Source organism: Novosphingobium sp. P6W, assembly GCF_000876675.2.
Lineage (GTDB): Bacteria > Pseudomonadota > Alphaproteobacteria > Sphingomonadales > Sphingomonadaceae > Novosphingobium.
This window is the reverse complement of the sequence record NZ_CP030353.1, coordinates 2,013,409-2,033,729: the sequence shown is the minus strand read 5'-3', so window position 1 is coordinate 2,033,729 and position 20,321 is coordinate 2,013,409. Positions and strand designations below refer to the sequence as shown.

Annotated in this window: 19 protein-coding genes and 1 pseudogene; 9 read left to right on the top strand and 11 right to left on the bottom strand. The window is 63.5% G+C overall.

Translation table 11 applies throughout. From position 1 onward, the window contains the following. Positions 1-16: 16 nt before the first annotated feature. From TQ38_RS24870 to TQ38_RS24845, 6 genes are read right to left on the bottom strand one after another with little or no spacing between them, the layout of a single operon-like run. A complete protein-coding gene (locus TQ38_RS24870) occupies positions 17-1,021 on the bottom strand; it encodes a thiamine pyrophosphate-dependent dehydrogenase E1 component subunit alpha (protein ID WP_043970400.1) in 1,005 nt (334 codons plus the stop codon). Positions 1,022-1,034: 13 nt separating this feature from the next. Further along, a complete protein-coding gene (locus TQ38_RS24865; protein WP_043970397.1) occupies positions 1,035-2,336 on the bottom strand; it encodes a M24 family metallopeptidase in 1,302 nt (433 codons plus the stop codon). Then, positions 2,333-2,791 carry a cupin domain-containing protein gene (locus tag TQ38_RS24860; protein WP_043970395.1) on the bottom strand — a complete coding sequence of 153 codons (459 nt, stop codon included), beginning with the start codon at positions 2,789-2,791 and terminating at the stop codon, positions 2,333-2,335. Before TQ38_RS24860 ends, TQ38_RS24865 begins: the two co-directional genes overlap by 4 nt. A 40-nt stretch (positions 2,792-2,831) precedes the next feature. Beyond that, complete coding sequence (locus TQ38_RS24855; RefSeq protein WP_043970393.1) at positions 2,832-3,593, bottom strand: SDR family NAD(P)-dependent oxidoreductase; 762 nt, start codon at positions 3,591-3,593, stop codon at positions 2,832-2,834. Beyond that, positions 3,590-4,372: an SDR family oxidoreductase gene (locus TQ38_RS24850; protein WP_043970391.1), complete on the bottom strand. Its 783-nt coding sequence runs from the start codon at positions 4,370-4,372 to the stop codon at positions 3,590-3,592. Before TQ38_RS24850 ends, TQ38_RS24855 begins: the two co-directional genes overlap by 4 nt. Beyond that, positions 4,369-4,686, bottom strand: a complete 318-nt coding sequence (locus TQ38_RS24845; protein WP_043970389.1) for a putative quinol monooxygenase — start codon at positions 4,684-4,686, stop codon at positions 4,369-4,371. The genes TQ38_RS24850 and TQ38_RS24845 overlap by 4 nt, the downstream gene beginning before the upstream one ends. 17 nt (positions 4,687-4,703) lie before the next feature. Between TQ38_RS24845 and TQ38_RS24840 the strand changes: the two genes are divergently transcribed. Then, on the top strand, positions 4,704-6,203 hold the full coding sequence (locus TQ38_RS24840) for a tetratricopeptide repeat protein (RefSeq protein ID WP_043970387.1): 1,500 nt from the start codon (positions 4,704-4,706) through the stop codon (positions 6,201-6,203). A 42-nt stretch (positions 6,204-6,245) separates the two neighbouring features. Here TQ38_RS24840 and TQ38_RS24835 read toward each other — a convergent pair whose 3' ends face one another. Beyond that, positions 6,246-8,576 (bottom strand): TonB-dependent receptor, encoded by a 2,331-nt coding sequence (locus tag TQ38_RS24835; RefSeq protein WP_043970385.1) that lies wholly within the window; start codon positions 8,574-8,576, stop codon positions 6,246-6,248. Between the two features lie 226 nt (positions 8,577-8,802). Between TQ38_RS24835 and TQ38_RS24830 the strand changes: the two genes are divergently transcribed. Then, the gene (locus TQ38_RS24830) at positions 8,803-9,519 is read left to right on the top strand and encodes a TetR/AcrR family transcriptional regulator (protein ID WP_043970384.1); all 717 of its coding nucleotides are present in this window, start codon (positions 8,803-8,805) and stop codon (positions 9,517-9,519) included. A 37-nt stretch (positions 9,520-9,556) separates the two neighbouring features. Beyond that, positions 9,557-10,018, top strand: a complete 462-nt coding sequence (locus TQ38_RS24825; protein ID WP_052505520.1) for a nuclear transport factor 2 family protein — start codon at positions 9,557-9,559, stop codon at positions 10,016-10,018. A 45-nt stretch (positions 10,019-10,063) separates the two neighbouring features. On the opposite strand, the gene TQ38_RS24820 is transcribed toward TQ38_RS24825, so the two are convergent. Both TQ38_RS24820 and TQ38_RS24815 read right to left on the bottom strand, forming a co-directional pair. Continuing rightward, positions 10,064-12,190: a PQQ-dependent dehydrogenase, methanol/ethanol family gene (locus tag TQ38_RS24820; protein ID WP_043970789.1), complete on the bottom strand. Its 2,127-nt coding sequence runs from the start codon at positions 12,188-12,190 to the stop codon at positions 10,064-10,066. A gap of 103 nt (positions 12,191-12,293) precedes the next feature. Further along, positions 12,294-14,777: a TonB-dependent receptor gene (locus TQ38_RS24815; RefSeq protein ID WP_043970382.1), complete on the bottom strand. Its 2,484-nt coding sequence runs from the start codon at positions 14,775-14,777 to the stop codon at positions 12,294-12,296. Between the two features lie 323 nt (positions 14,778-15,100). On the opposite strand from TQ38_RS24815, the gene TQ38_RS24810 reads away from it, so the two are divergent. From TQ38_RS24810 to arsH, 6 genes and pseudogenes are all read left to right on the top strand, one after another. Then, complete coding sequence (locus TQ38_RS24810; protein ID WP_043970380.1) at positions 15,101-15,412, top strand: putative quinol monooxygenase; 312 nt, start codon at positions 15,101-15,103, stop codon at positions 15,410-15,412. After that, complete coding sequence (locus TQ38_RS24805) at positions 15,409-15,705, top strand: putative quinol monooxygenase (RefSeq protein ID WP_043970379.1); 297 nt, start codon at positions 15,409-15,411, stop codon at positions 15,703-15,705. Before TQ38_RS24810 ends, TQ38_RS24805 begins: the two co-directional genes overlap by 4 nt. A 537-nt stretch (positions 15,706-16,242) precedes the next feature. Further along, on the top strand, positions 16,243-16,572 hold the full coding sequence (locus TQ38_RS24800; protein ID WP_043970376.1) for a helix-turn-helix transcriptional regulator: 330 nt from the start codon (positions 16,243-16,245) through the stop codon (positions 16,570-16,572). Between the two features lie 12 nt (positions 16,573-16,584). Then, on the top strand, positions 16,585-17,016 hold the full coding sequence (arsC, locus tag TQ38_RS24795) for an arsenate reductase (glutaredoxin) (RefSeq protein ID WP_043970374.1): 432 nt from the start codon (positions 16,585-16,587) through the stop codon (positions 17,014-17,016). After that, positions 17,013-17,684 carry an aquaporin gene (locus tag TQ38_RS24790; RefSeq protein ID WP_043970372.1) on the top strand — a complete coding sequence of 224 codons (672 nt, stop codon included), beginning with the start codon at positions 17,013-17,015 and terminating at the stop codon, positions 17,682-17,684. Before arsC ends, TQ38_RS24790 begins: the two co-directional genes overlap by 4 nt. After that, positions 17,681-18,419 (top strand): annotated as a pseudogene (arsH, locus tag TQ38_RS24785) (arsenical resistance protein ArsH). Before TQ38_RS24790 ends, arsH begins: the two are co-directional and overlap by 4 nt. A 135-nt stretch (positions 18,420-18,554) precedes the next feature. Here the strand turns inward: arsH and TQ38_RS24780 are convergent. Then, positions 18,555-18,968: a heme-binding protein gene (locus TQ38_RS24780; protein WP_043970371.1), complete on the bottom strand. Its 414-nt coding sequence runs from the start codon at positions 18,966-18,968 to the stop codon at positions 18,555-18,557. A 24-nt stretch (positions 18,969-18,992) separates the two neighbouring features. Further along, complete coding sequence (locus TQ38_RS24775) at positions 18,993-20,279, bottom strand: D-amino acid dehydrogenase (RefSeq protein ID WP_043970370.1); 1,287 nt, start codon at positions 20,277-20,279, stop codon at positions 18,993-18,995. Positions 20,280-20,321: the final 42 nt, after the last annotated feature.

Sequence of the window (20,321 nt, the reverse complement as noted above, 5' to 3'; positions counted from 1 at the left end):
TTTTCCGGCTCCTTCTTCAGGCGTGTGCACGTACATCGTCGGGGATCGGCAGGCGATCGACGAAGACGTGGTCGAAGGCCTCTTCGAAGGCCGGGTATGCGCTTTCGCGGGCGAAGTTCAGGGCATCGGCGACTTCCTCAGCCACCTGAACGTCGATCGCATCGAGATCGGCACCGGAAATGCCGTCCTCGACCAGCCGGGCACGATAGAGGACGATGGGGTCGCGCGCCAGCCACTCGTCATGCTCCGGCCCGCGCGGGGTGAGATCGCGGCCCATGTTCACGGCGTGGTCGGCGTAGCGATAGGTCTTTGTCTCGATCAGCGTGGGGCCTTTGCCGGCGCGGGCGCGGTCGACGGCCTCACGCACGGCGGCTTCCACCGCGTCCACGTCCTGCCCGTCGACGATGACGCCGGGGATGCCGTATCCGTGTGCGCGGTCGGCGACATGAGCGCCCGCGACGCCCGCTGCGGTCGGTGTCGACATGCCGAAGCGGTTGTTTTCGCACACGAAGATCGCGGGCAGTTTCCACACGGCGGCAAGGTTCATGCCTTCATGGATCGCGCCTTCGCTGGAAGCACCGTCTCCGAAGAAGCACAGCGCCACGCGGTCCAATCCCTGCAGCTTGGCGCCAAGCGCTGCCCCTGCGGTGACCGGGCCGCCCGAACCGACAATGCTGGTTTCCCCCAGGCTGCCCATCGAGAAGTCCGACAGGTGCATCGACCCGCCCTTCCCCTTGCAGATGCCGGTCACCTTGCCGAGCAGTTCCGCCATCAGCGGGCGCAGCTTCGCGCCCTTGGCAATCGGGTGGCCGTGACTGCGGTGGGTGCCGACCATGTAATCGTCGTCGCGCAGGGCCATGCAGGCGCCCACGCCCGAGGCTTCCATGCCGGCGTAGGTATGCAGCGCGCCGGGGATTTCGCCCGCCGCATGGATGGTTTCCGCGCGGGTTTCGAACTGGCGGATGCGTTGCATGCGCCGGTACTTCTCAATCCTGCGGTCGTTGTCGCGACTAGCGCTCATGACAGATCCTCTCTCAATGGACGGGTGCGGGCTGGGGAGCGTCGACGGCCTCGAACAGTTCGAGCGGGGCCGCGTACATCGGTTCGGGAGCGCCGGCGGTGATCGCGTAGACGTTCTCCATATGGCAGGGGCCAAGCATCGCGCCGAAGTAGAGACTGTCGAGCGAGATCAGCATGTTCTCCTCCATCACGAAGCCCTCCTTGACCCCGGCGAGCCCGGCGGCAGGGAAAGCCAGCGGAATTTCGAGCGGCATCAGGCCGATGCCGTGGGCGACCACCAGCAGCTTCTCAGGCGTGGCGACGCCGTGGGCTTTCAGGTGCTCGTACCCGATCGCGGGCAGGCTGGCGGTGGAGACACCGGGGCGCAGTGCGTCAACCATCTTGAGAAACGCATCGCGCAGGATGTCGTGCTGGCGGCGGTATTCCGGGCTGGCCTTGCCGACCACGGCGGTGCGGTTGATGTCGACCCAGAAGCCATCGTGGATGCCCTGCGTTTCGAGGATAACGATGTCACCGCTGCGTAAACGGCGGTTGCCACGGGTGCGGAACAGGTCGGGGATGAACTCGTCCGCCTCGTAAGCGCCGCCGAACAGCATAGCGCCTTCGTCCACCGGGATCACTTCGTTGCGGACCATGAAGTCGCAGATGCGCGCCTGCACGTCGTTCCAGTCGGCGCCTTCGTGGAGCAGCGATCCGGCATGGGCGATGATCCGGTCTGCCAGCTTGCCCAGCTTGCGGTAGCGCGCCAGTTCGCCGGGCGTCTTGACCACGCGCACGCGCATCATGAAGTCCAGCACGTCGCTGTATTCGTGAGGAACGGTGCCCGCGATCCGCGCCGAGACGCGGTGTTCGTCGAAGCCGACACGCCCTCCCGCCAGGCCGTGATCCGCCAGCGCCGAGGCGATTGCGGCGGCTATGTCAGGCTGACAGGTTCCGGCGATGGCACCCACCATGCCGCCCGCATCCTCGGCCAGTTGGCCGCCGTTGCGATCCGGGTCGATATAGCGGCTGACTTCGCAGAAGTTGAGCATGTCGAACGTGCGCAGTTCGCCAAAGGTGCAGGCGTCCCCGTCCTTGTTGAGGACGGCGACGAGGCCCAGGTTCGCCTCCGGGATCACCAGCGTCAGAGGTTTGGCCGGATCGGCATAGACGATGGCCGCCGCCATCGGCTCCATTTGCCCCCAACGTTCGAGGATCGAGTGATAGCCAACCGCATAGCGCACGTCATGCGGGTGGCTAAGGACCACCGCGTCCAGCCCCTGCGGCGCCATCATCGATCGCAGCCGGTCGGCCCGCGGGTTCGAAGGTGCGGTCATGCCGCCTCCTCCAGCCCCTCGTTGGCGACGTTGGAGACGACTTCGCCCTTCGCCACATCGCGCAGGAATTCATGGTTGAGGATGAATCGCACGTCGCCCGCATCGTCGGTGAAGGCGACGGCGCCGTGGCCCATGAACAGATATTCGGTCACTTCCTCGCAGCGCGCCTCGCTGTGGCGCGATCCGATCGGCTCGTAACCATAGGTCCCTGCGGGCGCCGAGCCGACATCGTAGATCAACTCGCCCTTGGTGACGAAGTACTGCCCGTGGCCGAGGTGCCAGTGGGGGGCGAAGGTGGCGCCCGGCTCCATGTGCACCCACAGCACCCAATCGCCGGTTTCCTCGCTGTAGCGCAGCAGGCGGATCGTGGTGCCGACGCCCAGCGCCACTTCGTGGCAGTCATTGATGTTGACGATGAGATCGCCGAGTTTTCCGGGTTCGTGCAGAACAGTCATGGTTGTCTCCTCTTCCCAAATTGAATGTTTCCTTGGACAATCACATCGTGGCGGTAAGCCCTTCATCCGCCGGGATGACGGCGCCGTGCACGCAGCTCGACTTGTCATCGAGCAGGAAGCAGACCAGCTGCGCGATCTGCACCGGCTCCATGAAGAACTTGCGGCGCGGGCTGGGGTGGCCGTCCATCAGCGCGGCGATGGCCTGCTCTCCCTCGGGCGTGCGCAGGTTCGCGGTGAGCGGCGTCGCCACCGCGCCTGGGCACACGCAGTTGATGCGGATGCCCTTGGGGCCAAGTTCCGCCGCCAGCGTGCGCGAAAGCATCGCCACCGCCGCTTTAGAGGCGCTGTAGGCACTGTCGCCCGCGCGCCCCGCCACGCCGCTGACCGAGCCGATGAACACGATTGCGCCGCTGCCCGTCTCGATCATCGCCGGCAGCACCGCCTGCGTGACGTAGAAGGTGCCCTTGAGGTTCACGTCTATATGCCGGTCGAACAGCGAAAGCGGGCTTTCGGGCACCGGGTTGGGCGCCCAGATGGCCGCGTTGTTAACCAGCAGCGTGACCGGTCCAAGCGCAGCCTCGATCCCGCGCACGGCCTGCGCCACGGCCTCGGCATCCGAAATGTCGACATGGACGGCGTGGTCGAGCGCGCCGCTGGTGACTTCCTTGTCGAGGTCGGCTTGGGGGGCGTCGGAGAGCACCGCGACCTTGGCCCCCGCCTCGTGCAGCAGCTTTGAAACGGCAGCGCCGATGCCGCTGGTGCCGCCGGTGACGAGCGCGACTTTTCCTGCAAGATTGCTCATTGCGCGGTGAAACCTCCGTCCACGATCAATTCCGACCCATGCATGTAACCCGCCTCGTCCGAGGCCAGGAAGCGCACGGTCTTGGCGATGTCGATGGGATCGGCCATCCGCCCGATCGGGTGGGCCGGAGCGAGACCGGCGGCAGCTTCCTCGACCGAGGCAGCAAAACCGCTGTCGACGATGCGCTGGAGGATGTGATCGACCATGCCGGTCTTCACGCCGCTAGGATGCACGGAATTGACCCGCACCTTGTAGTTCAACGCCGAGAATTCCATCGCGCAGGCCTTCACGAACAGCGCCACCGCGCCCTTCGACGCGCAGTACCCGGTGTGCAGCGGCGAGCCGATCTTGCCCGCGACCGACGAGATCACGACGATGGACGCGCCGTGCGGAAGATCCTCGCCCGAACGCTTCATCAGGTCGATCGCCGACTTGGTGCCCAGGAACACGCCGTCGACGTTGACAGCCATCTGTTTACGCCATTGCTCAAGCGTGGTGTTCTCCATCTTCTCGACCACGACGATGCCAGCAACGTGGATCAGCGTATCGAGCCGGCCATAGCGTGCCTCGATAGCCGAGATCGCCGCTTGCCAGGATGCCTCATCGGTGACGTCGAGCTGAAGGTAGCCCCAGTCGGGCTGGGCCGCGCTCCATTCTGCCGGCAGATCGGCGCCGACGACTACCGCCCCGGCCTCGGCCAGCGAGCGGGCGATTTCACTGCCGATGCCGCCGGTGCAGCCGGTGACAAGCGCTATGCGTCCTTCAAGCGAACCGATCATGCGGGCACTCCTGTGATAGCCGCTTCGCCAAGATGGTCGAAACAGCGGATGTCGGGATCACCATCAAGGCAGGCATATCCATCGGCGGACATGGCGACGTGGTAGGGGCGCAGCGCGTGCTCCTCCTTCGCCTGCATCGTGGTGAAGAATTCGGTGAACACGAAGGCGTTCGGATCGTCCTGCGATTGCAGGACCTGGAACAGCAGGGTATCCGGCTCGTTCGCCCGCACATCCTTCTGGAGCTGCGTCGTCAGTTCGATGAAACGCTGCGTCTTGTCCGGTTTTGTGCGGACATGCATAATGACTGCAATCACTTGAAGGACCTTTCGTCATGTGGGGGGAAATGCTGGCCGAAGCGGCGCAGGCCGCGCAGGGACCGAACCCTGCATCCGCGCAGCCGCTGGTCGAACGCCTGCTCACCGCGAAACCCGGCGATGCCGATGCGCTGACCCTGGCGGGGATCGTGGCCCAGCGTACCGGGCGCATGGAAGATGCACTGGGCGCCTTTCGCGCCGCGCGTGATGCCGACCCGCTCGATGCGGGGCGCCACCAGAACCTGGGCGTGGCGCTGAAGAACGACGGCGCCTATGACGAGGCCCTCGCCGCTTTCACCGCCGCGCTCGACCTGCGTCCCGGCCACGATGCCACGCTGGCGAACCTCGGCTCGTGCCTGATCGCGGCCGGGCGCTGCGATCAGGCCATCAAGGTGCTGGCCGCTGCGGGCGACAAGCCCGACGCGCTGAACAACATGGGCGTGGCGCTGGCGCGCCTGGGCCGTCACGATGAGGCGGCCGCGCACTACAACCGCTCGCTGGCCTTGCGTCCCGGCCATCTCGAAACCGCGCTCAACCTGATTGATGCGCTGACGGCCAGCGGCAGCAGGGACGAGGCGGAAAATCTCGTGCGTCAGGTGCTGAAGGCACAGCCGCGCAATATGCGCGCCGCGAACCAGCTTGGGCTGATGCTGGAAAGTGCCGGGGATTTTGCCGGTGCCTCCGCCGCGCTGCGCAGCGTCTTCGACCCTGCCGCGCCCAACCATGCGCTTGGCGTCAATCTCGCCCGCAACCTGATCCGGGCCGGTAGCCCCGAGGACGCGCTTCGGGTCAGCGGCGCGCTCGTCAAGACGCAGCCAAGCGTCACCACGCCGCTCGCGCTGGCACTGGCGGCTTACGAACATCTCGGCCAGACACGTGAACGCGACGGGTTGATGGCCTTGGATCGCTTTGTGTCGGTGCATGATATCACCGTCCCGCCCGGTTTCGCCGACATGGCGCAGTTCAACGCGGCGCTGGTGGCAGAACTGCGCGCCCATCCCTCGCTGACCTTCGAGCCGGAGGGCCTCGTCACCCGGCAGGGCCGCCAGAGCGGCGACCTCGCCGATGCCGGAACCCCGGCGCTGCGCGGACTGGCCATCATCGCCAGAGAACACCTCGCAGCGGCCCTCACCGGGTTCGCCGCCCAGACCGCCGATCACCCGTTCCTGCGCGCCCTGCCCGCGAACTGGAGCCTGACCCTGTGGGGCACGATCCTCCAGCCCGGCGGCGAAGTAAGTGCCCATATCCATGCGCCCAACTGGCTCTCGGGCGTCTATTATCCCGAGTTCGACAGCGCCGAAGGGGGCGATGACGGCGCTTTCGCGATCGGCGTGCTTCCCGGCGAACTGGGCAGCGGCGGCAGTCCCGTCGTCAAGGCCCCGCGCGCCGGGCGCATGATCCTGTTTCCCTCCTACCTCTGGCATGGAACGCTGCCTTTCGGGGGCGAGAAGGAACGCATCAGCTTCGCCTTCGACCTCGTGCCCGCAGGCGTGGGCCAGCCGCACAAGCTGCGCTGAAGGCCCACAAGGCACGGAAGGGGAAACCGCCGCCACCATCACTCAGAATTTCGCCGAGCCTTCGATGCCGAAGCTGCGCGGCGGGGCGTAATTGGTGAAGTTGAACAGTCCCGCCACCGAGTTGGCCGAAACGCGGTATACCTTGTCCAGCAGGTTCCGCCCGAAAATGGCGACCCGGTAGCGTTCGTCGGGATCGGTCCAGCCGATGCTCGCGCCCATCAGAGTACGCGCCTGCCCCTGCGAATAATCGGCGTTGAGCGTCGTGGATTCGAACTGCGCCTGGTAGTTGATGTCCGCATTGAGCGAGACCGTACCGAAGTCCGCAGGTGGGAATTCGTAATGCGCATTGGCCCCGGCTGTCCACTTGGGCGCGCCGCGCAGTTTCAGGTAGGACGCATCCTCGTTGACGCCGTCGCCGTTCACATCCGTGCTGAAGTTGATGTACTTGGCCTTCTGGTATCCCACCGAAGCGCCCAGCGTCAGGCCGGGGATCGGAGCAGAGGAGATTTCTAGTTCCACACCTTTCACCTCCGCCTTGCCGGCGTTGGTCGTGCGCGTCTCCTGACCCGGCAAGCCCGTAATCGGGTCAACGAAAGGCACCACAGCGTCGCGCTGGAGATCGTTGTACTTTACGTAGAACGCCGCCACATTGACCCGCAGCTTGCGGTCGGCGGTTTCGGTTTTGAAGCCCAGTTCGAAGCTGTCGGCCGTCTCCTCTCGAAACGGCAGCGCCGATGTGGCCGACATCGCCTGTTCGTTGTAGCCGCCTGACTTGTAGCCTTGGCTATAGGTGAAGTAGTTGTTGATGCCCGACGCGATTTCCCAGCGGTAGCCGGCGCGGATCGTGGGCTTGCTGAACTTGGCGCTATCGCTGTACTCGGGCCAGAACCCGGTCGCGATGATAGAGCGGCGAACTTGCGGGCGGACCGAAAAGTCCTTGCTTTCCTTGGTATAGCGCGCGCCCAGGAACACCGAGAACGGATCGGCGACTTTGTACTCCGCCTCTCCGAACACCGCGTAGCTGTCGACCTTGTAGTTCGCGGTGGACTGGTTCGGGTCCGTCAGCGCGGTGGGATCGCCCAGGAAGCGCAGGAAACCGAGGAAGCTGGTCGCGTTGGCATCCAGCGTCTGGCCCCAGTACATGGCGCCGGCGGTGAACTTGATGCTGTCAGAGAAGTCGGAGCTGAACCGGGCTTCGGCGCTGTACTGCTTGCGCGTGTCCTCGCGGGTGGAGACGAACAGGTACGCGTTCTCGCCGGTGTAGTCCGAAGGCAGCTCCGAACGCACCCGGCGCCAGCCGCCGACCACGGTGATCGTGCCGGTGCCGTCCATGGTATGCTCGCCCCGCAGGAATATGCCGTCCACGTCGACGCGGTGGCCGTCCAGCGTACCCACGCAGGTCGGCGCGGTGGCGGAGCCTTCGCACAGGGTCGTGCCGGTCTTGAACGGGCTCTGCCCGGTGGTCTGGATGCCGGGGAAGCCGACCACGTCGATCAGGAAACCCGGCGGCGTTTCGTTGACGGACGGCGGGCTGTCACCCCGGTCGCGCAGCAATTCGTAGGTCAGCATCAGGTTGGTGTCGTCGGTCGGCTCCCAGAGCAGCTTGGCGCGGCCGCTGAAGTACCGGCTGCCGCCCCAGCGCTGGCCGCGGCCGGGAACACCTTCGAAACCGTCGACGGAATTGTTCTTGGTCAGGCGATAATAGCCGTCGCTTTCCTGGAACGAACCGGCGGCGCGGAAGTAGAGGTTTTCCGACAAGGGAATGTTGATCGAAGCCTTTACGTCCTTGGTGTTGAAGCTGGAATAGCCGAGGCGCACTTCGCCGCTGAAGCCAGGCTCCGGCTTCTTGGTGATGACGTTGACGACGCCGCCCACGGTGTTCTTGCCGAACAGGGTGCCTTGCGGGCCGCGCAGGACTTCGATGCGCTCGACGTCGAACAGGTCGAACAACTGGGTCTGGACGTGCGCCAGCACGAAGTCGTCGACGACGACGCCGACAGCCGGCTCGAAGGTCAGGATGATGTCGCCGGTGGACTGGCCGCGAATGCCGATCGAGGCAGCGTTGAACCCCGGTACGTTGGTGATGACCACGTTGGGAACATCGCCGGCCAAAGCGCGGATATCGTTGGCGAACTTGTTCTCGATCGCCGCCTCGGTGAAGGCCGACACTGCGACCGGCGTGTCCTGAATGGATTCCGAAATACGCCGCGCGGTGACGACGATGTCCTCAAGGCCGGTCGACTGGCCGGACTGGCTAGTGCCTTGCGGCTGCGGCCCGGGCGCCGTCTGGGCCAGGACAGTGGTGCTTGCGCTCGTCAGCAGCCCCGTGACGAGCAGTTTGCAGACGCAATTCAGGTGTGACTTGCCGATCATGGTCTTCCCCTCCGAACCGACTGCCTTTTTCTGATGGGGCAGTTCGAATCACTGCCGACGTTTTCGTCCGGCTTCTATAAATGAGTGCAGATGTTCATTTTTGTGAAGACAAAAAATACAATCATGTATGATTTGTTTTATCGCAATGCAGCGACGGCAGGGTGAAGAGATTGCTTTGGACAACTGCACGCTTCTAGAATTTCGAGAGAATAACGAGGGAAACGAGATGCGCGGGGGACTTGCTGCAGTGCAGGAGACGACAGCAGAAAAAACGCCTCCGAGTCGGCGCCGCTACACCAGTCCGGCGATGACGGAGCGCCGCGCACGAATCGTCGACGCTGCCCACCGCATCCTGGGCGAAGGCGGGGTTGCCGCGCTGACCATCCGCAGGCTGTCGGACGAGGCCGGGGTAGCCCAACGCACGCTCTACCGCCTGTTCGGCGACAAGGACGGCGTCATCAGCGCGACGGTGGTGGACCGCATGGTGGAAGTGCGCGAACACATTGCGCGGCGCGACCATACCTATACGCTGCCGATGGTGTTTCGCGAACTCGACTGGATGGTCAGCGAACTCGACCGCGACAGCCTCTACGCGCGGGTGGTGATCGATTTCGTCTTCGCGCCGGAAGTCCGCACGCTGGAAGTGAACGAACTGACCTCGGTGGCGCGCAGCCGTTTCGCCGGGTGGCTGGAACACCAGCGCGGCAAAGGCAGCGTGCGCGGCGATCTCGATAACGAGGCGCTGGTCGACACGCATGTGATGCACGAATTCCTGGTCTACCGACGCTGGTCGCTGGGGCAGTGCGGGTCGGAGCAGTGCCGCCTGGAACTGCACGCCTGCTTTCTCCAGAGCGCTTCGCTGGTGCTGACGGGAGAGCTGCGCGAGGTCTATCTGGCGAAGCTGGTCGCGCTGCTGAAACGGATCAGGCGAATGCGCAAATAGCCCGAAGAATGGGCGGATAACGGGAGAGTTAACGGCAATGACACTTGAAGACCTGACCGCGCGCGAAGCCATCCGCCAACTGCGCATCGACTATTCGACCGCCTTCGACACGATGGACGAAGCCGCCGTGCGCCGAATTTGCACGGAAGATATCGTGTGCGAATACCCCATGGCCTTTGGCGGCGATTACGAAGGCGTGGAGGCGGTGCTGGGCCTGTTCCGCGACAACTGGCGCCACTGCCGCGCGCCGCTGGAGACGCTGCATTACATCGCCAATCACTCGATCGAACTGACTGGGCCTGACAGCGCGCGCGGACACTGCCTGCTGCTGGACCTGGTCACGCGCCAGCATGAAGGGTCCGCCATCGTTACCCAAGGCGGCGAAGCCAATCCGCTGCTGCTGATCGGGCGTTACGACGATGTCTACGTCCGCCAGGATGGGCGGTGGAAGTTCGCACGGATTGCGCTGACCATGTTGTGGCCCAAGCGCTCGGATTGAGGCGGCGAACAGTCGTCCCGGACTTGGTCCGGGACGACGTCAAGCTCACTCTCCGGTTTTATGTGCCGAACCGAAAGGCGTTTCCGGTTTGCCACTGCGCAGAACATATGCCCTTGATCGGATATACTGGCGCAGTGCTTCGATCTGGTCCGGTGTGAACTCACCGAACGCGGGCATTCCGTTCGGCACCAGTGCGCCGTCCTTGACGACTTGCGCGAACACTTGGGAATCATGCGGGATCGGCGAAGCGCGCAGGTCCGGCGCGGTGCCGCCTGCGACCACCCCGGTGCCATGGCATACTGCGCAGCGTCCGCCGAATATCCCCTCTCCGCGCGCGGTGAGCGCAGCGTTCGGCTTGTAGTCGGCATCCTCGAAGGCAACTGCTTTATACGGAATGCGGGCCGGCAGCGTCTGTTTGCCGCCGATCGCGAACGTGAGCACCCGGCGCGCCTGGGTGCGGTAATCGATGCCGTACTTCTCGAACATTGGACCGAACAGGCCCACGCTGGTACCTATCCCGGCGATCACCGTGACGTATTGCTTGCCGTTCACCCGGTAGGTTATCGGCGGCGCCACCACGCCGGCACGCGCGTCGAAGTTCCACAACCGCTTGCCGTCCTGCGCGTTGTAGGCGGAGAACCCGCCGTCGGGCCGTCCCTGAAATACCAGATTGCCGCCCGTCGCCATGATGCCCCCATTGCCGTGGGTGGGCATCGGCAGCTTCCAGCGCGCCTTCTGCGTCACCGGGTCCCAGGCGATCAGCCAGCCAGTGACTTTGCTGCCGCCCGCGTCGATGGCGTAGCCAACGCCGGGCGACAGGCCCATTCCGCCCGCGAACTTGAAGTTCTCCCTCGTGATGCCGGTGTCGTCGAAGCGCACCTGCAAATCGATGGCGGGGATATAGGTCAGGCCGGTCTTGGGGCTGAAAGCCATCGGCATCCAGCTATGCGCGCCCAGCGGAGTGGGGCGGAACGTGGTCTTGCCGCTTTCATACCGCACGCCCGGGTTTTCGACCGGACGGCCTGTGGCCAAGTCGATCTTCTTGGCCCAGGTCACCTGCACGAAAGGTTCGGCGGAGATCAGCTTGCCGTCCTTGCGGTCGATCACATAGTAGAAGCCGTTCTTGGGCGCCGTCGTCACTACCTGACGCGGCTTGCCGTCGATCGTCAGGTCGGCCAGCTGCATGTCCATCGCGGCGTTGAAGTCCCAGCTTTCGCCGGGGTTGATCTGGTAGTGCCATTTGTACTTGCCGGTCTTCGCATCAAGCGCGACGATCGAGCAGACGAACAGGTTGTCACCTTTGCCGAGACTGCGGATTTTGTGGTTCCACGGCGCGCCGTTGCCGGTGCCGATCAGGATCTGGTCGTTGGCCTTGTCATACGTGATCGAATTCCATGCGGAGCCGCCGCCGCCATACTTCCACCATTCGCCATGCCAGGTTTTGGCGGCCATCTCCTGCGCCGCGTCCTCGAAGCCCTTCGCAGGGTCGCCCGGGACGGTGTAGAATTTCCAGAGGAACTTGCCGGTATCCGCATCGAAAGCCGTGACAAAGCCGCGCACCGCGCTTTCGTCGGACCCTGCATTGCCGATGATAACCTTGCCATCAAACACGCGGGGCGGGCCGGAGATAAACATCGGCGCGCCGTCGTCCAGCGTCTGCACGGTCCAGACGGGGGCGCCGGTCTTCTCGTCCAGCGCGACCAGGCGGCCGTCCTGCGTGGCGGTGATCACCTTGTGGTTCCAGTAGGCCACGCCCCGGCTACCCCAGCCCTGCCGCAGACGCACGCCCGAAGCCTCGGGCGCCTTGGGATCGTGTTCCCACCGGACCTTGCCGGTGGCGACGTCGATTGCTCGCACCACCGAATAACCGGTGGCCAGGTAGACGCTGCCGCCCACCTCGATGGGTCCGGTGGCAGGGTTGCCGGCTGGCAGGTCCACCGACCAGACGAGACCCAGATCCTTGACGTTGCCTTCGTTGATCTGCTCCAGCGGGCTGTAATGCTGCTCGCCGTAAGTGCGCCCGAACGCGGGCCAGTCGTCGCCGCTGCTGGCGTCGTCGAGTTGCTGGAGCCAAGCCTCGGGCGCCTGCTTTCCGGCCAGCGCCTGCTGGTCCGCCGAACCGCAGGCCGCAAGGCTCCACACCAGCGCACCGAGCATGACGGGCCGCAGCATCTTCAAATCGCCTTTCACCAACACGCAGAGCACCTCTTGTTCGCAGATGGGGGCGGTGCCCGGTCCTCCCCATTGCCGTGCAAGGGGGAGGACCGGGTTAGCCTTACAAGTGATTGCCGAAGGACAAGCCCAGTTCGACGCCAAAGTAACGCGGCGCACCGAACTGCGAGTTGAGCCACAGGCCCGCCACGTTCTGCGAAGCGATACGATAGCGCTTGTCGGTCAGGTTCCTGCCGATAACGCGGACGTAATACTTGTCGTCTGTCTGGGCGAGAGTGATCGATCCGTTCACCAGCGTGCGTGCGTTGAGGAACGTATTGCCGCGCGGATCGTCGATCGCCTGCGTGTTCAGGTTGCGCCCGGTGTAGGCGACGTTGCCGTTCAGCGTGAGCTTGTAATCATCCCCCAGCGGCACCGAGTAGACCGCGTCCGCAGTCCACTGCCACTTGGGCGCACGGTCCAGCGGCGCGCTCGCCAGATCGTAGCCGGCGTTTTCGGCGGTGTAGCTCTTGTACTTGCCGTCCTGGTAACCGAGCACACCGCGCAGGGTCAGCCCCTCGACCGGCGTGGCCGAAAGTTCACCTTCAAGCCCCTTCACGGTGGCGCTGGCCGCGTTGACGAAGATCGTCACCTGATTGGGCTGACCGTTGACTACGATCGGCACGTTGAGCTGCTTTTGCAAATCCTTGTACTTCACGTAGAAACTGGTGACGTTGAAGCGTACGCGGTTGTCGAGGAACTGCGACTTGAAGCCCACCTCGAAGCTGTCGGCCGTTTCCGGGTTGGTGGCGCGCGCGGCGGCGCGGAAGGCGTCGAGATCGTCACCGAAGGCTGCGAAGCCGCCGATCTGGTCGTTGAAACCGCCGCCCTTGTAACCGTGCGAATAGCCGCCGAAGACGAACACGTCGTCGGTCGCCTGATAGCTGATGCTGGCGCGGTAGGTCGGCTCGCGCCACTTGTCCTTCACCGTCACCACACCGGCGGGGTACTTGTAGACGCTGGCATCCAGCGCGTGGTCGATGGAAATCGTCGGATCGAAACCGCCGTTCAGCGCCGGGATGAAGGTCTGCTGGCGGCCCATCCAGGTCTTGTCGTCCCAGGTATAGCGCCCGCCCGCCGCGATCGTCAGCTTTTCGCCCAGCTTGAGCGTGCCTTCGAAGAACAGCGCGCGGGACTTCGCCTTCTGGGCATTGCACAGGATGTAAGGCGTGTTGTTCCACTCTCCAAACGGCAGCGGTCCCGAAGTAAGGTCAAGGAAGCCGAGGATCTGGGAGACGCAGAAGTCGATCTTGTCGCGCTGGAAGAACCCGCCCGCAACGAAGTTGAACGGACCCTTGAAGTCGGACGAGAAGCGCAGTTCCTGCTGGAAGGTCTTGCGATCGTCATCGCGGGTGGCATCGAAGAACGAAAGCAGCTGGCCGTCGCTGCCCAGTGCGGTCGCGCCTGCATAGGAGTTGGGGATACGCGACTTCTGCTTGCGGTAGCCAGTGACGGAACTGATAGTGCCGATGCCGGTATCGTATTCCAGATTGGCGTAAAGTCCGTCTACCGAGATACGCTGGCCTTGATCCATGTAAAGCAGGCCGTCATGTCGCCCGGTGTAGCCCGCGCGCTTCAGCGGATCGACGTTCTGCGCATTGGGATCGGTCAGCCCCAGAAGGTCGGTCACGAAAGGGTTGGTGCCGGTATAGAGGTAATTCTCGTTTACCGAAGGGACCGAATCCGAACGGTCGCGAATCCACTCGTACTGCAGCAGTGCGCTGAAATCGGGCGAAGGTTCGATCAGCAGCTTGGCACGGGCCTGCCACACGTCCTTACCGCCAAGCCGCTCGCCTCCCAGACACCCGGTAGAGCCTTCGAACTTGTTCGGCACAAAGCCGGTGACCGGGCCGTAGCAGGCGCCGTTATGGTAGAACCCGTCAGACTTTTCGTACCCACCAACCAGACGCAGCGCGGCGATGTCACCGATCGGAACGTTCATCGCGGCCTGGACTTTCTTCTGTCCGAAGTCGCCAAATTCGGCGCGCGCATCGACGCCGACATACTCCATCTGCGGCCGCTTGGTGCGCACGGTGACGACGCCGCCGGTGGTGTTCTTGCCGAACAGCGTGCCTTGCGGGCCGCGCAACACTTCGACTTGCGCCACGTCGAAGGTATCGAGGAGCTGGGTCTGCACCGAAGGCACCACGAAGTCGTCGACAAGAACTGCGACTGGCGGCTCGAAGTAGACGATGATCGAGGTCTGGCCGACGCCGCGCATGGCGAAGCTGGCGGCGTTGAAATTGGCGATCGTCGCAGCCGAGAAGTTCGGCACGAAGGCAGCGATATCACCAAGATCGCGCGGCGATGCCTGTGCGATCAAGGTAGAGTCCACCGCCGAAACCGAGACCGGAGTAGACTGCAGATCGGTGGCCCGGCGGGTGGCGGTAACGACGATTTCAGCCAGCCCCGAACCGGCCGATGTCGTGCTCGCCTGCGGGGTAGCGGTGTCTGCGGCAGCGGTATCCTGCGCGCGGGAAGAAGCGCTGGCGAGCGCCGCAACAATAGCGAATGCGCACGTCGAGCCATGAAGCCTCATGGTGAACATAACCTCTCTCCTTGTACCCCGCCATTCCTTGCGGGTTGCCCTGATGGATATCACGACCGGAGCGATAAGCAATCATTCATGTATGTTTTTTTGAAGCGTGTCCAAAGTGCGACATCGGGCGGGCGACAGGGCCATGCGCCGACCCGCCAAAGCACCCCGCAGAGCACGATCACATGCATTCATGATTGTTTTTATATCGTGATCGCATATGCTGAATGGCAAGCTGGTGGCGACATAGTCACCGCATTGGAGAGAACCGGGCAAACGCGCAGCTGCAGGCGAATCGCTGCTGTCGCCCAGCCCCGCCTGAGGAGAAAACGACAATGGCTTTCAGCTTCCTGTCCCGCTTCCGCATCAAAGACGACCTGCAGCAGGAATTCATTGCCCTGGCGCTCGAGATGGAGGTGCTTTCCAAGCAGGAGCCAGGCACCCTGCACTACAAGTTCTTCCGCCTGTCCGAACCGGGGATGTTCGCCGTCCACGAAAGCTTCGTCGACGAAGCGGCCGACGAAGCGCACATGGCCTACGACCACAACAAGGCGCTGATCGAGAAGATCGTCGGCTGCATGGACGGCAGCTACGAACGCGAACTGCTGTACGACCTCGACGCACAGCTGGAAGGGCAGGCCCGATGAGCGCCAAGAGCTTCATCGCGCAGCTGCGCACCCGTCCGGAAAAGCGCGGCGACATGATCGCGCTGCAGTCGGAACTGAAAAGCCTGGTGTTCGAGCGTGAACCGGACGCTCTGGTCTACGAACTGTTCCAGTCGGAAAGCGACCCCGACCTGTTCCAGGTCATCGCTACGTTCCGCGACGATGCGGCTTACGAAAAGCACATGCATATCGACTTCCACGACCGGCTGGTGCCCGGCATCCTCGAATGCGTGGCCGAAGACATGAAGCTGGAATTCTACCGCTCGCTGCCTTGAGTCGGTTTCGTACCGCCAACGCCTGCGTCATTGCGCGCGCTTCGCCGCGCCCGCGATGACGGAGGGGTCAGGGCAGCGGGCTGTCGATCCTAAACTGCCGCAGCAGGTATGGCCGGCGTTTACCGTCTTTAGTGAGCAGCGGGCGCATCTTGTCACGGCGGCACGCGTGCGCTTCGCCCTGCCCGCCGCCCATGGTGTCCTTGTTCTCAATGGCCTACTTCTGCGGAAAGACCTTCGTTGCTGCTTACGATAAAGGTCGGACGCTTGCCATAAGTGGCTGCTCTGGGGCGATGGCCGACCGGCTGCTTTTTCGTTGTCAGAAAGACTACTCAAGCCTGAATGAATGGCCGCTTTCGAGAAACAGAAATGCGGTGCCGGATGGCGACAAGGGGCGCAAGCTAGCGAGCTACTTTGCGGACGATGACTCATTGCGGAATGTTGGGTCAACGAGCGGCAGGCGCCCACAGCTTCCACATATCCATCGGCATTATCCGATAGGTTATTGACCGCCTGAATTCCATCGGGTAATTCCGATGAATGGAAACTGACGCGGCCCTATCAATTCTCACGGCTCTCGCTCATCCAACCCGTCTGTCGACCTTCCGGTTGCTGGTTCAGCATGAGCCCGAGGGCCTTTCGACCGGGCAGTTGGTTGAAGCTAGCGGGCTGAGCCAGAGCACATTCTCCACGCATTTGGCAGTTCTCGTGAAAGCAGGACTGGTCGTCCCCGAAAAACGCGGACGTCAGCAAATCCAACGGGTCAGCATCGATGCCCTGCGCAGTCTCATGCTGTTTCTTGCCAAGGACTGCTGTGGCGGGCGCGCCGATTTATGCGAGCCGCTACTTGCCGAACTTGCCTGCTGTTAAAGGATCGGCGCCGTGATCGACATCGTGATCTACCATAATCCCGATTGCGGGACGTCCCGCAACACACTCGCCATGATCCGTAACGCCGGCATCGAGCCTCACGTAATCGAATATCTCAAGACCCCACCGGCGCGCGCGCTCCTCTCCGAGATGCTGCGTCGTGCCAGCATTTCCCCACGCGACTTGCTGCGCGAGAAAGGAACGCCCTATGCCGAACTCGGCCTCGATGATCAGGCGCTGACCGACGATGCTCTGATTGATACGATGATGGCGCACCCGATCCTCATCAACCGGCCGCTCGTCGTGACGCCACTGGGCGTAAGGCTCTGCCGCCCGTCCGAGGCGGTGCTGGACCTCCTGCCCGAGCAGCAGTGCGGTGCCTTCTCCAAAGAGGACGACAAGCAGGTCATCGACGTCGCCGGTAATCGCATTTATTCCGCGTGAACCGCCGCGCTGTTCTGGCTGAGGCGCTTGGAAGCCTGCTTCTGTCTGCGACCGTCATCGGCTCGGGGATCATGGCGCAGCGTTTCGCTGAGGGGAACGTCGCCATCGCGCTCTTGGGCAACACGCTGGCGACTGGCGCCATCTTGTTCGTGCTAATCACAATGCTGAGCCCGTTGTCTGGCGCCCATATGAACCCCGCCGTTACGCTGGTCATGCGCCTGCTTGGTCACGTCCGCACAGATACGGCGTTGGCATATGTCGCAGCCCAGCTCGCCGGGGGCACACTAGGCGTCTGGCTAACGCACATCATGTTCGACGAACCCATCCTCCAGCTCTCCACCAAGCTGCGCCAAGGACCCGGTCAATGGGCAGGCGAAGCAGTTGCCACCTTCGGTCTCGTCCTGACGATCATAGGGGCCGCGCGGATGCGCCCGGACACCGTGCCGACCAGCGTCGCCCTCTACATCGTTGCCGCATACTGGTTCACCTCGTCCACCAGCTTCGCGAATCCCGCCATCACCATTGCCCGATCGTTAAGCGACAGCTTCGCCGGAATCGAGCCTTCATGCGTGCCCGCGTTCGTCACAGCGCAAATTATCGGCGCGCTCGCCGCCCATCTCGTTGGCGAGGTCATCTTCCCGACAGCACAACAAGAGGAACCTGCATGAGCCGCATCCGCGCCCTGTCTGACCCCGACCATCTTCCGGCACTCGATCCCGCCTATGCCATCGCGCGTCCAGCACTCGGTGTTGGTGAAGACCAACCCCCGCCACGTATCCTGCTGCTCTATGGCTCGCTGCGGGAACGGTCCTTCTCGCGACTGGCGGTCGAGGAGGCGGCGCGCCTGCTCCGACATCTCGGTGCGGAGACGCGCATCTTCGATCCGTCCGACCTGCCTCTGCCCGACCAAGTGGCGGGGGACGACCATCCTGCGGTCCATCAACTGCGTAAACTGTCGATGTGGTCAGAGGGGCAGGTCTGGTGCAGCCCCGAGCGACATGGTCAGATCAGCGGCATTATGAAGGCGCAGATCGACCACCTCCCGTTGGAGATGAAGGGCCTCCGGCCGCACCCTCGCCGTGATGCAGGTGTCGGGGGGCTCCCAATCCTTCAACGCGGTCAACACAATGCGCCTCCTTGGGCGATGGATGCGAATGTTCACCATCCCCAACCAATCGTCTGTCGCCATGGCCTACAACGAGTTTGACGAGGCAGGCCGTATGAAGCCGTCCAGCTATTATGATCGGATCGTCGATGTTATGGAGGAACTGGTGCGGATCACGGTGCTGATGCGCCCACACGCGATCCAGCTGGTCGACCGCTATTCTGAGCGTAAGGCGGCAGGCATCAAAGTCGATCCCTCAGCTACCCGTGCCTCTGCAACACTAACCGTCAGCGAGTGACCGCTTTCGGGCACCGGGATCCTGGCAAAGAATGACTGAGAAGGGCGCACTGCCGCCGGCGCTCAACAAAGCGGTAGTGGCACGGCGGCCCTGCTGAACGGCCAATTTCGCCGTAAGCGCAGTTCGATTTCGCGATTACTGCCTGCTGGACAAGACTGCTATTCCTGCTCTGGCTATTTGCGCGTCCTCGTCAGACTTAACCCCCGACACGCCTACGGCGCCGACAAAATCTCCATTGACGACGATCGGAACGCCGCCTTCCAGCATGGCCGGTAGTCCCGGGGCTGAGAGCATCGCGGTGCGGCCGTTGAATATCATGTCCTCGTACGCCTTCGATTCGCGCCGTCCCATGATCGACGTCACTGCCTTCGCAGGTGCCAGTTGGGCTGAACTAGCCGGCGCCCCGTCCAGGCGCACAAAGCCCAGCAAGTGCCCACCGCCATCGACTACCGCGATGCTCACAGCCCACTTGTGCGTGTTGGCTTCGGCCTCGGCCGCCGCCAGGATTGCCTTTACATCAGCAAGTTCGAGAATGTGTTTGGTTTTCATGATGTTGTCTCCTGTGCAAGTGTTTCATGCCGGCGCGCTTGCCTGTTCGACGGCTAGGGCCGTCATCTGTGCGGTGATCGCCGACAGTGTCCATCCTAGATGGCCGTGCCCGGTATTATAGAAAACGCGTGGATGGCGTCCGGGGCCGACGAAAGGCATCATCGAGGGCGTCATCGGGCGCAGGCCCGCCCAAGGCACAACCTGCCGGGTGCACATGTCGGGAAAATGCCGCTCGCTCCATTCCACCAGCGGACGGATGCGGTCAGCGCGAATATCGCGATTGAAGCCGTTGAACTCGGCGGTGCCTGCCACGCGGAAGCGCTCGTCGCCGAGCCGGCTGGTGACGATCTTGGCGTCTTCGTCCAGCAGGCTGACGCGCGGGGCCGCAGCGCGGCTGCCCTCATCGTTCAGCATCACGGTGATCGAATAGCCCTTCACCGGATAGATGTTCACCCGGTCGCCCAGTTTGGCCGCCAGCGCGCGACTGGCGACGCCCGCGCAGACGATCACCATGTCTGCCTCAACCAGCATTTCGGTGCCGAGATCGCCGCCTGAAAGATCCTGCAGGCGGCCGGTATCGGATCCTTCCCCAAGGCCGCCTGCCGCCTGCAGCCGTACCGACACACCGTCGGTCCGAAGCGCTACCGCATCCACCTCGCCGCCCAGCACGAAACGCGCGCCGAGGCGTTCGCAGGCCCGCGCCAGACCGGTGGTGAACTTATGAATATCGCCCGTCGAATCCGACGGGGTGAAAAAACCGCCGCAGAAATCGCCGGTCAGCGTGGGCTCGATCCGGGCGATATCGGCCGGCCCGACTTCCTCGCGTTCGAGGCCGCCTTCGCGCAGGAGGACATTGCCCTGGCGGGCCGCATCGAACGTTTCGGGAGTGCGATAGAAGTGGAGGATGCCGCAGCGTGAAAGGTCAAAGTCGATGCCCTCGCGCTCGGCAATATCGAACAGGTGGCTGCGCGCGGCGATGGCGAGGCGGGTGGTCTCAACTGTGTTGGCGCGGTGGTTGCCGATCCCGGCAACGAATTCGGCCATCCACGCATACTTGTGCATCGAAGGGCGCGGATTGAACAAGAGCGGCGCGTCGGCGCGCAGCATCCAGCGCAGGCCCTTGGCGATCGTCGCCATGGAGTTCCACACTTCGGCATTGCTGGCGGAAAGCTGGCCACCGTTGGCGAAGGACGTTTCCATCGCCGGATAGCGGTGGCGCTCGACCACGTTAACCTCGTGCCCATGCGCAAGCAGGGCATAGGCGGCGGTGACGCCGGTGATACCGGCGCCGATGACGATGATGCGGGCCATCTGCGTATCCCTTTGATTGAGGGAGAATGTCGGGAGAAAAAA

What these genes read in the sequence shown, in the direction of transcription:
- TQ38_RS24855 (WP_043970393.1), bottom strand. Translation starts at nt 3,593, where the DNA reads ATGAGCAATCTTGCAGGAAAAGTCGCGCTCGTCACCGGCGGCACCAGC.
- TQ38_RS24850 (WP_043970391.1), bottom strand. Translation starts at nt 4,372, where the DNA reads ATGATCGGTTCGCTTGAAGGACGCATAGCGCTTGTCACCGGCTGCACC.
- TQ38_RS24775 (WP_043970370.1), bottom strand. Translation starts at nt 20,279, where the DNA reads ATGGCCCGCATCATCGTCATCGGCGCCGGTATCACCGGCGTCACCGCC.
- TQ38_RS24870 (WP_043970400.1), bottom strand. Translation starts at nt 1,021, where the DNA reads ATGAGCGCTAGTCGCGACAACGACCGCAGGATTGAGAAGTACCGGCGC.
- TQ38_RS24805 (WP_043970379.1), top strand. Translation starts at nt 15,409, where the DNA reads ATGAGCGCCAAGAGCTTCATCGCGCAGCTGCGCACCCGTCCGGAAAAG.
- TQ38_RS24800 (WP_043970376.1), top strand. Translation starts at nt 16,243, where the DNA reads ATGGAAACTGACGCGGCCCTATCAATTCTCACGGCTCTCGCTCATCCA.
- TQ38_RS24830 (WP_043970384.1), top strand. Translation starts at nt 8,803, where the DNA reads ATGCGCGGGGGACTTGCTGCAGTGCAGGAGACGACAGCAGAAAAAACG.
- TQ38_RS24865 (WP_043970397.1), bottom strand. Translation starts at nt 2,336, where the DNA reads ATGACCGCACCTTCGAACCCGCGGGCCGACCGGCTGCGATCGATGATG.
- TQ38_RS24780 (WP_043970371.1), bottom strand. Translation starts at nt 18,968, where the DNA reads ATGAAAACCAAACACATTCTCGAACTTGCTGATGTAAAGGCAATCCTG.
- TQ38_RS24835 (WP_043970385.1), bottom strand. Translation starts at nt 8,576, where the DNA reads ATGATCGGCAAGTCACACCTGAATTGCGTCTGCAAACTGCTCGTCACG.
- TQ38_RS24820 (WP_043970789.1), bottom strand. Translation starts at nt 12,190, where the DNA reads ATGCTGCGGCCCGTCATGCTCGGTGCGCTGGTGTGGAGCCTTGCGGCC.
- TQ38_RS24825 (WP_052505520.1), top strand. Translation starts at nt 9,557, where the DNA reads ATGACACTTGAAGACCTGACCGCGCGCGAAGCCATCCGCCAACTGCGC.
- TQ38_RS24860 (WP_043970395.1), bottom strand. Translation starts at nt 2,791, where the DNA reads ATGACTGTTCTGCACGAACCCGGAAAACTCGGCGATCTCATCGTCAAC.
- TQ38_RS24810 (WP_043970380.1), top strand. Translation starts at nt 15,101, where the DNA reads ATGGCTTTCAGCTTCCTGTCCCGCTTCCGCATCAAAGACGACCTGCAG.
- TQ38_RS24815 (WP_043970382.1), bottom strand. Translation starts at nt 14,777, where the DNA reads ATGTTCACCATGAGGCTTCATGGCTCGACGTGCGCATTCGCTATTGTT.
- TQ38_RS24840 (WP_043970387.1), top strand. Translation starts at nt 4,704, where the DNA reads ATGTGGGGGGAAATGCTGGCCGAAGCGGCGCAGGCCGCGCAGGGACCG.